Origin of the sequence: Micromonospora sp. LA-10 (assembly GCF_051853095.1) — a bacterium.
Taxonomy (GTDB): Bacteria; Actinomycetota; Actinomycetes; order Mycobacteriales; family Micromonosporaceae; genus Micromonospora; species Micromonospora echinospora_A.
In genome coordinates, this window is sequence record NZ_CP195710.1 from 496,446 (window position 1) to 510,238 (window position 13,793).

Genomic DNA, 13,793 nt, shown 5'->3' on the forward strand with positions numbered 1-13,793 from the left:
GTCCTAGTCCTGTCTCGCGGTCAGCCGCAGGTAGACGGCGGAGAATCCGGCCAGCACCACCAGCATGATCACGCCGAGCGCGGCGGCGCCGTTGAGGTCGTTCTGGAAGAAGCCGTGCTGGTAGATCAGGTACGCCACGGAGGTCGCCGAGTCCTGCGTACCGGCGCCGTTGGCGAGGATCAGCGGCTCGATGAACAGCTGCATGGTGGCGACGATCTGGAGCATCGCCAGCAGCGCCAGGATCAGCCGGGTCTGCGGGATCGTCACGTGGCGGATACGCCGCCACACCCCGGCGCCGTCGATCTCGGCGGCCTCGTACAGTTCGCCGGGGATGTTCTGCAGCGCGGCCAGGTAGATCAGCACGGCGCCGCCCATGTTCATCCAGGTCGACGCGATCACCATGGCGGGCATCGTCATCGTGGGCGACTGCATCCACTCCGACGTGGGCAGTCCCAGCGCGGTGAGGATCGCGTTGAACAGGCCCGCCTCGCTCGGGTCGTACGCGTAGAACTTGAACAGGAACAGCGCTGAGGCCGGCGGCAGCATCACCGGCAGGTAGACCAGCACCCGCAGGTAGCCCTTGGCGTGGCGCAGCTCGTTGAGCAGGATCGCCACGAAGAACGGCACGGCGTAGCCGAGCAGCAGCGCCAGGCCGGTGAAGACGAACGTGTTCTTCCAGGCGGTCCAGAAGCTCGGGTCGGCGATGATCCGGCTGTAGTTGTCCCAGCCGACCCAGGTGGTCTCGCCGCGGCGGGTGCGCTGGAAGCTCATCACGACGCCGCGAACCATCGGGTACCAGGAGAAGACGGCGAAGCAGACGACCGCGCCGATGAGGAACGTGTGCCCGGTGAGGTTGTCCCGTACCTTGCGGCCGAGGCCGGCGCGGCGTCCGGCGGTACGCGACGGCGTCGGCGCGACAGGGCCGGTACGGCGGGTGGCGCCGGGGGCGGTGGTGAGCGCCAAGGCGACTCCTGCGGTGCTCGGGGAGGTGGGGCCGGTGCGCCGGCCCCACCTCCGGTCGGGTCAGCTGTCGGCGGCCAGCAGCTGGTTGACCTTGTCCTCGGCGGTCTTGAGCAGCGCGTCGATGTTCGCGTTCGGGTTGGTCAACACCCCGGACATCGCCGCGTCGAGCACCGCGTAGACGGCCTGGGCGTTGCGCGGCTCCCCCTTGATCGGCACCGGGTTGGCCTCGAAGACCGCGAAGTTCGTGGTGTCCACGTTGGCGTTGGCCTTGCGCAGCTCCAGTTCCTGCTTCTGCGCGTCGCTGCCGTTTGTGAACAGCAGCGGCTGGGGCAGGCCGACCGGGTAGTTCTGCGGCTTGGCGCGCACGTAGTCGAACTGGCCCTTGCCCGGGGTGAGCTTCTGGTAGGCGAGCCACTTCAGGCCGGCCTTGACCTGCTCCGGGCTCAAGCCCTTCTTGAAGAAGTAACCCTCGCCGCCGCCCAGCGTGGCCTTGGCCTGCCCGTCCTGGCCGGGCAGCGGCCCCATCGCCCAGTCCTGGTACTTGCCCTGGAACTGGCTGACGATCGCCTGGGTCGCGTCCGGCGCGCCGATGAACATGCCGACCTTGCCGGCGCCGGCGTTGGTGAGCAGGTCACCCCACTGGAGCAGCTGCCGGCTGCCCATGCTGTTGTCGCCGTACCGCATGTCCTTGAGGTTCTGCAGGACCTGCTTGCCCATCGCGTTGTTGAAGTCGGCCTTCTTGCCGTCGGCGCTGAGCACCTGACCGCCCTGCGAGTAGAGCAGCGAGGTGAAGTGCCAGCCGCCGGTGTTGCCGGCGCTGTACTCGGAGTACCCGGCGATGCCGTCGCCGAGCGCGGCGATCTTCTTGGCCGCGGCCCGCACCTCCGGCCACGTCTTCGGCGGGTTGTTCACGTCGAGCCCGGCCCGCTGGAACAGCGCCTTGTTGTAGATCAGGCCCATCGAGTAGTTCTTCACCGGTACGGCGTAGAGCTTGCCGCCGTCGGTGAAGACCTCCTTGAGCGCCGGGTCGACGCTGTCCCAGGTGGGGACGGTGTCCTTCGTGGCGTACTGGCCGATGTCCATCGCCTGGCCGGAGTCGAGCACCTGCTGCAGGTCGGTCATGTAGCCGTAGAACACGTCGGTGACGGTGCCGCCGGCGAGGCGGGCGGTGAAGTCCGGCGGGTTGTTGCACTGCTCGCCGACGCTGACGCTCTTGACGACGATGTCCGGGTTCTGCCGCTGGAACTCGGCGACGTCGTCGTTCCAGTTCTTCAGCAGCTCCTTCTGCGCGCCGACCGGCTGACAGTCGACGGTGATGGTGACCTTGCCGCCGGCGTCGCTGCTGTCGTCGCTCTTGGTGGAGCACGCCGCAAGGCTGAGCCCGAGGCCGGTCGCGAGCGCGAGCGCCGCGACCTTCCGATACTGCGGTACGGACATCTGTCCATCCCTTCGGGAACGGGTGTATCCATGGCCTTCACTGATGTGCGGTGACCGCGCGGCTGCCTCTGGTGGTGGAACGGCAGCCGGCACGCGCCCTGCCTCCGGAAACCGCGCCCCGGGTCAGGTGTGAGTGGAGTCACTGTAGCGACGCGAACCGATCGCAGCAAGATGCGAACTTGTGGATGCAAGAACTCGACTTAGACCCGGAAGGGCGCGGCCCAGGCCGCCTCGACCGTCGATCTTGGAGTTGTGGTGCCTCGGATACCGGGAATAGGCCGCATTCCGGGCGCCACAAGTCCAAGATCGGCGGAGGCGGGGTGGGGTGCGGGCGGTGCGGGGCGGGCGCGGGGCCCGGCGGGTCAGCGGCGAGGGGCGGGGGCGGGGGCGGTGGAGCCGCGTACCACCAGCTCGGGCTCGAACAGCAGCTCGTCGTGCAGCACCCCGGCGCCCTCGATCTGGGTCACCAGCAGGTCCACAGCGGCCTGTCCCATGGTCTCGATCGGCTGCCGGACCGTGGTCAGCGGCGGGTCGGTGCAGGTCATGAACGCCGAGTCGTCGAAGCCGACCACCGAGACGTCGGCCGGCACCGCACAGCCCAGGCGTCGCGCGGCCCGGATGGTGCCCAGCGCGAGCACGTCGCTGGCGCAGACGATGCCGGTCACGCCGCGCTCGATCAGCTTCGTGGCGGCGACCCGCGCTCCCTCCATCGAGAAGCTCGACCGCTCCACCAGGGAGCGGTCCTCGCCCCAGCCGGCGGCCCGGACCATCGCGTCGAGCTTGCGGCGCGAGGGCACGTGGTCGGCCGGGCCGAGCACCAGGCCGATCCGGTCGTGGCCGAGCGAGCGCAGGTGGCCGTACGCCTGCTCGACGGCGACCGCGTCGTCGGTGGACACCCGCGGGAAGCCCAGCTCCTCGACGCCGGCGTTTACGAGCACCACCGGCAGGCCCCGGTCGGTGAGGCGCCGGTAGTGCTCGTGCGAGGCGTCGGCGAGCGCGTACGAGCCACCGGCGAAGATGACGCCGCTGACCTGGTGGTCGAGCAGCATCTCCACGTACCCGGACTCCGGCACGCCGCCGATGGTGCGGGCGCACAGCGCCGGGGTGAAGCCGCGCTGGGCGAGGGATCCGGTGACCACCTCGGCCAGGGCCGGAAAGATCGGGTTCTGCAACTCCGGCAGCACCAGGCCGACCAGGCGGGCGCGTTCGCCGCGCAGCTTGCTCGGGCGCTCGTAGCCGAGCACGTCGAGGGCGGTCAGCACGGCGGTCCGGGTCGCCTCGGACACGCCGCCGCGGCCGTTGAGCACGCGGCTCACTGTGGCCTCACTGACACCCGCCTTGCGGGCGACCTCGGTCAGGCGCTTCGTCACGGCGGCAATCGTACGTCGGATTCTTGCAAGAAATGAACAGCCGGACGGGTCACTTCTTGCCGCGAAGGGCGACAACTGGTTCGAAAGATGCGAGCAGACTGATGCTTGAAAGGCAACAAAGCGCCGGAATAACATGAGGAACCTTGTCGATGGCCTGCGCCGCCGAGGCCACCCGTCCCCCGAGAAAGTGGGTGCTCCGATGTCGCGGAGCGTGCCGAGGATCCTCGCGGCGGCGCTGGCCGCCGCCGCCCTGCTCGTCCCGCCCGGCACCGCAACGGCAGGCCCACCGCGCGGACCGGCGCCCGTGGTGACCCGCGCCGGGCTCGACCCCGCGCTCGTCGCCGGGCGCGGCGCGACAGTGGACTACGTCGAGCAGGAGGCGGAGCACGGCCGGACCACCGGCGTCGTGATCGGACCGGACCGGTCGGCGTACACACTCGCCGGTGAGGCGTCCGGCCGCCGGGCCGTGCGCCTGCTGCCCGGCCAGTACGTCGAGCTGACGCTCCCCCGGCCGACGAACGCGCTGACCGTGCGGTACAGCATCCCGGACGCGCCGGGCGGCGGCGGGATCACCGCGCCGCTGCGGGTCTCCGTCGGGCGTGCGCCCGCCCGCACCATGACGCTCACCTCGCAGTACGCCTGGCTCTACAACCAGTACCCGTTCACCAACGACCCCGGTGCCGACCTGCTGCACCCGGACTGGTGGATCACCGAGTGCGCCTGCGTCCCGGCGGCCACCACGCCCGCGCCGGTGATCAGCAAGCCGTTCCGGCCGCACCACTTCTACGACGAGCAGCGGTTGCTGCTCGGCCGTACCCACCGGGCCGGCGAGGTGGTCCGGCTGACCGCGCCGCGCGGCACGGCCGCCGCCTGGACGGTGATCGACCTGGTGGACGCGCATCTGGTCGCGCCGCCCCGGACGGTCCCCCGCGCGGTGAACGCGCTGTCGTTCGGCGCCGACCCGACCGGCCGGCGGGAGTCCGCCGACGCGTTCGACCGGGCGATCGCGTACGCGCGGCGGGTGGACCGCCCGCTCTACCTGCCGCCGGGCACCTACCAGGTCAACCGGCACATCGTCGTCGACGACGTGACGATCGCCGGAGCGGGCAGCTGGTACACGATCGTGCGGGGGCGCGAGGTCACGCTGGACACGCCCGCGCCCGACGGCTCCCGGCACACCGGCGTCGGGTTCTACGGCCGCGACGCCGCCGACGGCGGCAGCAGCGACGTGCACCTGTCCGGTTTCGCGATCGAGGGCGACGTACGCGAGCGGATCGACACCGACCAGGTCAACGCCATCGGCGGGGCGCTCAGCCACAGCACGATCGACGGTCTCTACCTGCACCACACGAAGGTCGGCATGTGGTTCGACGGGCCGATGACCGGGCTGCGGGTCACGAACACCGTGATCGCGGACCAGATCGCCGACGGGTTGAACTTCCACACCGGCGTCACCCACTCGTCGGTGACGAACTCGGTGGTCCGCAACAGCGGCGACGACGCGCTGGCGATGTGGTCGGAGGGGACGGCGAACGCGTCGAACACGTTCGCGTACAACACCGTGCAGTCACCGGTGCTCGCCAACGGCATCGCGCTGTACGGCGGCACGGACCTCACAGTCGCGCACAACCTGATCGCCGATCCGGTCCGCGAGGGCAGCGCGATCCAGGTGGGCGCCCGCTTCGGGGCGGAGCCGTTCGCCGGCCGGCTGCGGATCACCGGCAACACCACGGTCCGGGCCGGCACGTACGACCTGAACTGGAACATCGGCCTCGGCGCGATCTGGTTCTACGCGCTCGACCGCAGCATCGACGCGGACGTCCTGGTGAGCGGCGACTCGTACCTGGACAGCACCTACAACGCGATCATGCTGGTCAGCGACTGGCCGGTGAAGGACAGCGTCCGCATCGACAACGTGCGCTTCCGCGACATCCGGGTCGACGGCGCCGGCACGTCGGTGGTCAGCGCGCGCACGGCCGGTGGGGCGAGCTTCGCCGACGTCGACGCCCGCAACGTGGGCGCGGTCGGCGTGAACAACTGCGGGTCGTTCCACTTCACCCCGCCAGGCTCGGAGTTCGCCCTGACCGACCTCGGCGGCAACGACGGCGGCTGGCTGGCGCCGTGGCTGCTGCCGAACACCATCACCTGCGACGACCGCCCGCCGGTGGTCCCGCCGCCTCCGCCCTCGCGCTGGTGACACGACGCGACCCCCGCCGGCCGGGCCGGCGGGGGTCGCGGTCGTGTGGCTCAGGCCTCGGTGAGCTGGCCGCGCAGCTTGGTCAGGGCGCGGGCGAGCAGCCGGGACACGTGCATCTGGGAGACGCCGACCCGGGCGGCGATCTCGCTCTGGGTCAGGTTGCCGTAGAAGCGCAGCGTGAGGATCTTCTGCTCGCGCTCGTCGAGCGTGGCCAGCGCCGGGCCGAGGGAGGCGCGCAGGTCGGCCAGCTCGTACTCGTTGTCCTCGGCGCCGAGGGTGTCGCCCAGCTCGGTGGCGCTGTCGCCGTCGCCGATCGGGGTGGACAGCGACACCGCGTTGTAGGCGCGGGCGCCTTCCAGGCCTTCGAGGACCTCTTCCTCGGTGACGTCGAGGTGGGCGGCGATGTCGGCGACGGTCGGCGCCCGGTTGAGGGTCTGGGTCAGCGTGCTGTTCGCCTCGGAGATGCGCAGCCGCAGCTCCTGGAGGCGGCGCGGCACCCGGATGTTCCAGGTGCGGTCGCGGAAGTGCCGCTTGATCTCGCCGAGGATGGTCGGAATGGCGAACCCGGCGAAGTCGACGCCGCGCGAGGCGTCGAACCGGTCCACCGCCTTGATCAGGCCCAGCGCCGCGGTCTGCGCGAGGTCACCGGCCGGCTCGCCGCGGCCGCTGTAGCGGGCGGCCAGGTGGTTCGCCAGCGGGAGCCACGCCTCGATGACCTGGTTCCGCAGGGCGGCCCGCTGCGGGTGGTCGGCGGGCAGTGCGGCGAGCGCCGTGATCAGCTCGCTGGCACGGGACTCCTCACCGGTCTGCGGCGCGCGCTGCACCTCGGTCGCGGTCGATGCCATGGTCATCGTGGTCATGCTGCCCTTCCTGTCCTCGGAGAACGGGTGGCCTCCCACACCGGTCGTGCCAGCCACACTAGACCAAAGGCCATGGCCAAATCAACCGAACGGACGATGGAGATTCAGCCTCATATCCGGACATAGCGGCGAGCAACGGCGATCAGCGCGGCATCAACGGCCGATAGTCGGCAGCGGTGAGCGGCAACACCGAGAGGCTTCCGTCCGCGCGCGGCACCTCCAGCGGCTGCCCGCCCCGGCGGAACGCGACGCTGTACACGTCCGGCCGCTGCGTGAGGCTGCACACGATCTGCCCGAAGGCCAGCACCTCGTCGTTGCGGCCGGTCTCCTCCCCCGCCTGACGCACGTCGACGGTCGCCACCGTGCCGGCCAGTGTGGCCCCGGCCACCGCCACCGTGCCCGGCAGCGCCGTGGCCAGCCCCTGACGGCGCTCGCCGGAATCCGGCCCGGCCAGCAGGTGCTGCAGGTGCGCGTCCACCCCCGGCAGCCCGTCCACCCGGCGGTTCACCACGACCAGCCCGTCGTCCCGGACGAAGCAGAACGGCTCGTCCACCCGCCCGTCCCCGTCGGCGGTCGAGGACACCGCCGGCGTCGGGAACGCCCCGGGCGGCGTCTGCACGAGCCGGGGCTCGTCGTCCACCGGCACCCCGCAGCCGGCGAGCAGCGCCACGGCGAGCAGGCCGGGAAGGAGCCGCCGCCGGCTCACCGCAGCGCTCCGGGCAGCTCGACCCGGAAACGGGCGCCGGGCGCGCGGTCCAGCACCCGCGCCGATCCGCCGTGCGCGTCGGCGTGCTGCGCCACCAGGGCGAGGCCGAGACCGGTGCCGTCGGTGCCGGCCCGGTCGTGCGCCGCCCGGCCCCGTACGAACCGGTCGAAGATGATCTCCCGGTCGCCCGGCGGCACGCCCGGTCCGTCGTCGTCGACCTCCAGCACGCCGACGCCGTCGCGCCCGCCCAGGCGTACGGCGACCGGACCACCGCCGTAGCGCTCGGCGTTCTCCACCAGGTTCAGCAGCGTCTGCGCGAACCGGCGCCGGTCGACCCACCACTCGCGCGGTACGCCGTCGGCCACCTGCACCAGGCTCTCCGGCAGCGACCGTTCCCGGCAGGTGGCCCGGGCCAGCTCGACCACGTCGACGGTTTCGCGGTGTGCGGGCTGCTCGGTGCGGGCCAGCTGGATCAGGTCGTCGACCAGCCGCTGGAACCGGGTCACCTCGTCGGCCACCAGGCCGGCGGCGGTCGCGGTGCGCTCGTCCTGGTGCTCACGACGGCGGTGCAGCACGCTCGCCGCCGCGGCCAGCGTCTGCAACGGCGAGCGCAGCTCGTGGCTCACGTCGGCGGCGAAGCGGCGGTCCCGGTCGATGCGCTGCACCAGCTTGTCGACCATCTCGTTGAACGAGCTGGACAGGCGGGTGAGATCCGGATCGGTGGTCGGGTCGAGCCGGGTGGCGAAGTCGCCGGCCGCGATGCGTTCCGCCGCGTCGGCGACCGCCGTGAGGGGCCGCAGGCTGTGCCGGGTGGCGTACCAGCCGAGCGCCGCACCCGCCCCGGCGACCATGATCGCCACGGCGATCAGCGCCAGCCCCACCACCTGGAAGGTCTCCTCCACCTCCCGCAGCGAGGTCAGCTCGTAGTAGCCGAGCGCGCCGGGCAACGGCACGCCGACCAGCAGCGCGGGCTGGCCGTCGAGCCGGATCCGCTGCACCGCGGGCTTGCCCTCGGCGACCATCCGCTGCAACTCCACCGGCACGGAGCTCGCGCCCACGTCGGCGGTGCGGGCGTACCAGCCGTCGGGCAGGTGCAGCAGCGGCCGGCGGGCGCTGCCGGTGTCGAGCGAGCGCAGCACCGCCACCACGTCCGGGGTGCCGGTGTCCAGCCCGGAACGGACCACCGCCGCGTCGTAGTAGGCGGCCCGCACCGCGGTGCGCTCCCGCTCGTCGAGCAGCGAGCGCCGGGTCAGGTCGTACGAGAAGAGGGCCATCAGCGCGGACAGCAGCAACGCGCCGACGGCGAACGCCGCGGTGACGCGGGCGCGCAGTCCGGGACGGGTCATCGCTGCAGCTTGTAGCCGAGGCCGCGGAGGGTGACCAGGTGGCGGGGGTTCGCCGGGTCCGACTCGATCTTCTGCCGCAGCCGGCCGACGTGCACGTCGACGAGCCGCTCGTCGCCGGTCTCGTAGCCCCAGACCCGGCTGAGCAGCTGCTGGCGGGACAGCACCCGGCCGGCGTGCTCGGCCAGCTCGCAGAGCAGCCGGAACTCGGTGCGGGTGACCGGGACCGGCCGGCCGGAGCGGCGCACCTCGCCGGCCTCGGCGCTGATCTCCAGGTCGCCGAAGAACTGGGCGGGCGCGGGTCCGGACACGGTGCGGACCCGCCGGCGTAGTGCCCGCAGCCGGGCCGACAGCTCCTTGATCGCGACCGGCTTCACCACGTAGTCGTCGGCGCCGGCCTCCAGCGCGGCGACGATGTCGTGGGTGTCGTCGCGGGCGCTGATCACCACGACCGGCACGTCGTCGTCGCGGCGCAGCTGACGGATGCAGTCGAACCCGTTCATACCGGGCAGCATGAGGTCGACGAGCACGTAGTCCGCCGGCTTCTCCCGCTGCCGTCGCAACCCGTCCTCCGCGGTCGGGGCGCCGAACGCCTCGTAGCCCTCCTCCTCCAGGGCGAGCTGCAGCGCGAGCCGGATGCGGTCGTCGTCCTCGATCACCAGTACGGCCGTCATATGGGCATCATGACCGGCCGGTCACGGGTCGCCCAATCGCGTGGGCCGTTCGTGGTTTTTGTCATCGAACCGTCACACAACCGTCCGGCGACCTCCAAGATCGCTGCGCAGAGTGGGGATCGACACTGATTCCCACCACGGAAGCGACCCGATGCCCGCAACCCTGCCGTCCCCGCCGGAGTCCGCCGTGCCGCACGTGCGGGTGGACATCACCGACGAGCTGGACCTCGCCGGGCTGCCCGAGGTCGCGCACGTGCTGGACCGCATCCTCGCGCTCCGTCCCCGCGAGGTGACGATCGACCTCGCCGCGTGCCGACATGTGGACGCCGCCGCAGTCGCGCTGCTGCTGGACGTGCACCGGCGGCTGGCGCGGCAGGACGGCGTGCTCACGCTGAGCAACCCGCACCCACGGATCCGGCGCATCCTGCAGACCTCCGGGTTGGGCGCCGTACCCGTCGTCGACACGCCCCGTCCGGCCGCGCGCGGCCGGGCCCAGGTCGTGTCCGCACCCCGCTGAGGAGGGGCCGTGACCGGAAGCACGCTCGTCGGAGCGCTCGTGGTGGGTCTCGCCGTCGGCGGCGTGGGCCGTCTCGTCGTGCCGGGACGCAAGGCCGCCCCGGTCTGGCTGACGCTGGCGCTCGGCGTGGCCGCCGCGCTGCTCGGCGCGATCGTGGTCGGCCTGGTGGACCGCCGTCCCGACGGTTCGCCGCTGCTGTCCCTGATGACGCAGACCGCGTTCGCGGCAGTGGCGGTCGTGCTGGCCGTGGTGGCGGCCGGCCGCACGGAGGCGGACGGGCAGGCGCCCGGTCCGGGCGCCCGACGGAAGGAGGAGGTGTGACAGTCGTCCCCGCGGACCACCTGATGATGCTCATCTGCGACGGCTGCGGCGACAGCGTCACCGGCGCGGGCGCCACGCTGCCCGACGCCGAGGTGGTGTGGACGCTCGTGTTCGAGCACGACTGGGTCGGCTCGCCCTTCGCGTCCGGCCCGCACCACTGCCCCCGGTGCAGCGTCCGGGCCACCGTCGCCGAGGACGGCCTCGGCACGGAGGACCTGGAGCAGGTGGGCGGCACCCCGGCCGTCGCCGACGTCGATCCCGCCGAGGCGGTACGCCGGGCGCTCGCGGAGCGCTCCGTACGCGGCGACCGCGAGCTGGTCGACCTGTCCGCGCTCGAGGTGATCGACTCGGCCGGTCTCGGCCTGCTGGTGCGCGCACACCAGGACGCCCGACGTGACGGTCGCCGGCTGTGCCTGCTGTCGCCGTCGCGCTTCGTGCTCACCGTGCTGCACACCATGCGGCTCGACGGCGTCTTCACAGTCGTCGAGGGCCGCGTCCCGGCGCCGCGATCCGCGTCCGGCGCGCGGTCATGACCGAACAGAAGGAGCCCTCCCCGTGGTGATGCCCTGGTCGTACCCCGAGTTCCCCTACACCGGCCGCGGGCCGGAGCCCGACGACGCGGACAGCCGGCTCGCCTCCCTCGTCGCCCAGCGGCTCAGCGCCGACTGGACCACCCGGCGGCAGCAGATCACCGTCACCGTGCAGAACCGGGTGGTGATCCTCGCCGGCCTGGTGGCCGACCCGGAGACCCGCCTGGTCGCCGCCGAGCTGGCCTGGGACGTGCCGGGAGTGTTCGACGTCTGCAACGCGCTGCGGCTCTACGGCGGGCGGCGCGGCGGCCGCTGAGCCGACGACTGTTGCACGCATCGGCATCCGCCTCTACGCTCGGCCGTGGGAGCGCTCCCCCAGGGTCGCCGCGTCGGACTTTCCGGGCAGGTTCACGACGGGCATCGTCCGATGACCATCCACCAGATGGGACCTTCCCGCATGTCCTCAATTCCCCGGCCGTCGCGGCGGCATCTGCTCGTCGGCGGCGCGGTCGGCGCGCTCGCCCTGGCAGCGACGGCCGTCCTGCCGCCGGCCAACGCGATGGCCGCGACCGGCTGTGCCGTCACCTACACCACCAACTCGTGGCCCGGCGGCTTCACCGCCACCGTCGCGGTGAAGAACCTCGGCGACCCGGTGAGCAACTGGACGCTGGGCTTCACCTTCCCCGACGGCGGCCAGCGCGTGGTGCAGGGCTGGTCGGCCACCTGGCAGCAGAGCGGCTCCTCGGTCACCGCGCGCAGCGTCGACTACAACGGCGCGCTCGGCACCGGCGCGAGCACCACTGTGGGCTTCAACGGCTCCTGGACCGGGTCCAACCCGAGCCCCACCTCGTTCACGCTCAACGGCACGGCCTGCACCGGCGGCACGAGCACCCCGCCGCCGAGCACCCCGCCGCCCAGCACGCCCCCGCCGCCGACCACTCCCCCGCCCACGACGCCGCCGCCGACCGGCACCACCCCGGTCGCGATCAACGGCCAGCTCCAGGTCTGCGGGGTCAACCTCTGCAACCAGTACGGCCGGCCGATCCAGCTGCGCGGCATGAGCACCCACGGCCTGCAGTGGTTCGCCAACTGCTACACCGACACCTCGCTCAACGTGCTGGCCGACGAGTGGCAGGCGGACCTGCTGCGCATCTCGATGTACGTGCAGGAGCAGGGCTACGAGACCAACCCGGCCGGCTTCACCGCCCAGGTGAACACGCTCGTGGACAAGGCCGAGGCCCGCGGCATGTACGCGCTCATCGACTTCCACACGCTGACCCCCGGTGACCCGATGTACAACCTGGACCGGGCCAAGACGTTCTTCGCCAACGTGTCGGCGCGCAACGCGGCCAAGAAGAACGTGATCTACGAGATCACCAACGAGCCCAACGGGGTCAGCTGGTCGACCATCCGCAACTACGCCGAGCAGGTCATCCCGGTGATCCGGGCCAACGACCCGGACGCGGTGGTCATCGTCGGCACCCGCGGCTGGTCCTCGCTGGGCGTGTCCGACGGCAGCAACTCCGACGAGATCGTGAACAACCCGGTGCGGGCGCAGAACATCATGTACGCGTTCCACTTCTACGCCGCCTCGCACCAGGACAACTACCGCAACGAGGTGCAGCGGGCCGCGTCCCGGCTGCCGCTGTTCGTCACCGAGTTCGGCACCGTCACCTACACCGGCGACGGCGCTGTCGACACCGCCAGCAGCAACGCCTGGCTCGACCTGCTCGACCGGCTGAAGATCAGCTACGCCAACTGGACGTTCTCCGACGCCGCCGAGGGCTCGGCGGCGCTGCGGCCGGGCACGTGCGCGTCCGGCTCGTTCAGCGGGACGTCGGTGCTCACGCAGTCCGGCGCGTACATGCGCGACCGGATCCGTACCCCCGACAACTTCCCGACCTCCTGACCGGGCGGGCCGGCGGCGATCCTCATCCCCTTCGGGTCGCCGCCGGTCAGCCCTCGATCAGCCCGGCCCGGCGCCACAGCAGCCGGCCCGGCCCGGACACCAGGCCCAGCTCGGTCAGGTGCTCGGCGATCCGCTGGGCGGACCAGCGCAGCGTGGCCCGCCAGTGCGGGTTGGCCCGCGCCGCGGCGTGACCGGCCGCCGGGTCGATCCCGACCGCCGCGTACGCCCTCGGGTGCACCAGCCGCCGCGTGATCGAGTACGCGGCCCGCCCGATCACCAGGCGCGCGTACGCGAGCGCGACCGGCCCGGACGCCTCCACCTGCCGGGCCAGCTCGTCGCGGGCGAAGCGCACGTGCCGGGCCTCCTCGACCACATGGATGCGCGACACCATCCGGATCAGCGGCTGCAACGACTCGTCGGCCATGATCTCGCGCTGGAACGAGTCGAGGATCTCCTCGGCGATGAGGATGGCGGCGTACATCTGCGGGCCGGTCGCGGTGGCCTTGAGCCAGCGCCCGAGCAGGTGGTCGACGGGCTCGGCGCGGTAGACGGGCGCGCCGGTGGCCTCGATGAGCCGGCCGAACATGATGGAGTGCCGGCACTCGTCGGCGACCTCGGTGAGCGCGTACTGGGCGTGGCGGCTGGTCGGATCCGCGTCGTAGTACTGCCGGATCAGCATCTGCATGAGGATGGTCTCGAACCAGATCCCGGCGCTGGCGGCGCTGGCGACCTCGTGCTTGGTCAGCTCGATCCGCTGTTCCTCGGTCATCGCGTCCCACAGTGGCGTGCCGTAGAGGCTGCTGCGCTGCGGCGGCAGCCAGTACGCGCCGGGCGCGGGCGGCGCCGACCAGTCGATGTCCACCATGGGGTCGTAGCTGGTGCGTACGGAGGCGGTGAGGAGGCGATCGGCGACCGCCTCGCGCGGGAATCCGGCCGTCGTCCGCTCCATGACCCCTCCATATTGAC

The 13,793-nt window shown here is 71.9% G+C and carries 14 protein-coding genes; 6 read left to right on the top strand and 8 right to left on the bottom strand.

Going from position 1 to position 13,793, the window contains the following annotated elements:
* Positions 1–3: 3 nt before the first annotated feature.
* The 3 genes from ACSDG8_RS02385 to ACSDG8_RS02395 all read right to left on the bottom strand — a co-directional run bounded on the left by ACSDG8_RS02385 (position 4) and on the right by ACSDG8_RS02395 (position 3,770).
* Positions 4–963, bottom strand: a complete 960-nt coding sequence (locus ACSDG8_RS02385) for a carbohydrate ABC transporter permease (protein ID WP_210899112.1) — start codon at positions 961–963, stop codon at positions 4–6.
* Positions 964–1,023: 60 nt separating this feature from the next.
* Positions 1,024–2,400, bottom strand: coding sequence for an ABC transporter substrate-binding protein (locus ACSDG8_RS02390; protein ID WP_439427612.1), 1,377 nt, complete (start codon positions 2,398–2,400; stop codon positions 1,024–1,026).
* 362 nt (positions 2,401–2,762) lie between these two features.
* Positions 2,763–3,770 carry a LacI family DNA-binding transcriptional regulator gene (locus ACSDG8_RS02395; protein WP_210899116.1) on the bottom strand — a complete coding sequence of 336 codons (1,008 nt, stop codon included), beginning with the start codon at positions 3,768–3,770 and terminating at the stop codon, positions 2,763–2,765.
* Positions 3,771–3,969: 199 nt separating this feature from the next.
* Between ACSDG8_RS02395 and ACSDG8_RS02400 the strand changes: the two genes are divergently transcribed.
* Complete coding sequence (locus tag ACSDG8_RS02400) at positions 3,970–5,967, top strand: glycosyl hydrolase family 28-related protein (protein WP_439427613.1); 1,998 nt, start codon at positions 3,970–3,972, stop codon at positions 5,965–5,967.
* Positions 5,968–6,017: 50 nt separating this feature from the next.
* Here ACSDG8_RS02400 and ACSDG8_RS02405 read toward each other — a convergent pair whose 3' ends face one another.
* The 4 genes from ACSDG8_RS02405 to ACSDG8_RS02420 all read right to left on the bottom strand — a co-directional run bounded on the left by ACSDG8_RS02405 (position 6,018) and on the right by ACSDG8_RS02420 (position 9,550).
* Positions 6,018–6,827 carry a SigB/SigF/SigG family RNA polymerase sigma factor gene (locus ACSDG8_RS02405; protein WP_210899120.1) on the bottom strand — a complete coding sequence of 270 codons (810 nt, stop codon included), beginning with the start codon at positions 6,825–6,827 and terminating at the stop codon, positions 6,018–6,020.
* A 142-nt stretch (positions 6,828–6,969) separates the two neighbouring features.
* On the bottom strand, positions 6,970–7,533 hold the full coding sequence (locus tag ACSDG8_RS02410) for a GerMN domain-containing protein (RefSeq protein ID WP_210899121.1): 564 nt from the start codon (positions 7,531–7,533) through the stop codon (positions 6,970–6,972).
* Positions 7,530–8,879 (bottom strand): HAMP domain-containing sensor histidine kinase, encoded by a 1,350-nt coding sequence (locus ACSDG8_RS02415; protein WP_210899123.1) that lies wholly within the window; start codon positions 8,877–8,879, stop codon positions 7,530–7,532. Before ACSDG8_RS02415 ends, ACSDG8_RS02410 begins: the two co-directional genes overlap by 4 nt.
* The gene (locus ACSDG8_RS02420; RefSeq protein WP_210899125.1) at positions 8,876–9,550 is read right to left on the bottom strand and encodes a response regulator transcription factor; all 675 of its coding nucleotides are present in this window, start codon (positions 9,548–9,550) and stop codon (positions 8,876–8,878) included. Before ACSDG8_RS02420 ends, ACSDG8_RS02415 begins: the two co-directional genes overlap by 4 nt.
* 151 nt (positions 9,551–9,701) lie before the next feature.
* On the opposite strand from ACSDG8_RS02420, the gene ACSDG8_RS02425 reads away from it, so the two are divergent.
* The 5 genes from ACSDG8_RS02425 (at position 9,702) to ACSDG8_RS02445 (ending at position 12,827) form a co-directional block, all read left to right on the top strand.
* Positions 9,702–10,067, top strand: coding sequence for an STAS domain-containing protein (locus ACSDG8_RS02425; RefSeq protein WP_210899128.1), 366 nt, complete (start codon positions 9,702–9,704; stop codon positions 10,065–10,067).
* A gap of 9 nt (positions 10,068–10,076) precedes the next feature.
* A complete protein-coding gene (locus ACSDG8_RS02430) occupies positions 10,077–10,388 on the top strand; it encodes a hypothetical protein (protein WP_210899130.1) in 312 nt (103 codons plus the stop codon).
* The gene (locus tag ACSDG8_RS02435; protein WP_210899131.1) at positions 10,385–10,921 is read left to right on the top strand and encodes an STAS domain-containing protein; all 537 of its coding nucleotides are present in this window, start codon (positions 10,385–10,387) and stop codon (positions 10,919–10,921) included. Before ACSDG8_RS02430 ends, ACSDG8_RS02435 begins: the two co-directional genes overlap by 4 nt.
* A gap of 22 nt (positions 10,922–10,943) precedes the next feature.
* The gene (locus ACSDG8_RS02440) at positions 10,944–11,234 is read left to right on the top strand and encodes a BON domain-containing protein (RefSeq protein WP_374223583.1); all 291 of its coding nucleotides are present in this window, start codon (positions 10,944–10,946) and stop codon (positions 11,232–11,234) included.
* Positions 11,235–11,375: 141 nt separating this feature from the next.
* Entirely contained in the window at positions 11,376–12,827 is a 1,452-nt protein-coding gene (locus ACSDG8_RS02445) for a cellulase family glycosylhydrolase (RefSeq protein ID WP_210899133.1), read from the top strand.
* Positions 12,828–12,873: 46 nt separating this feature from the next.
* Here ACSDG8_RS02445 and ACSDG8_RS02450 read toward each other — a convergent pair whose 3' ends face one another.
* Positions 12,874–13,776, bottom strand: a complete 903-nt coding sequence (locus tag ACSDG8_RS02450; RefSeq protein WP_210899136.1) for an AurF N-oxygenase family protein — start codon at positions 13,774–13,776, stop codon at positions 12,874–12,876.
* Between the last annotated feature and the right edge of the window lie 17 nt (positions 13,777–13,793).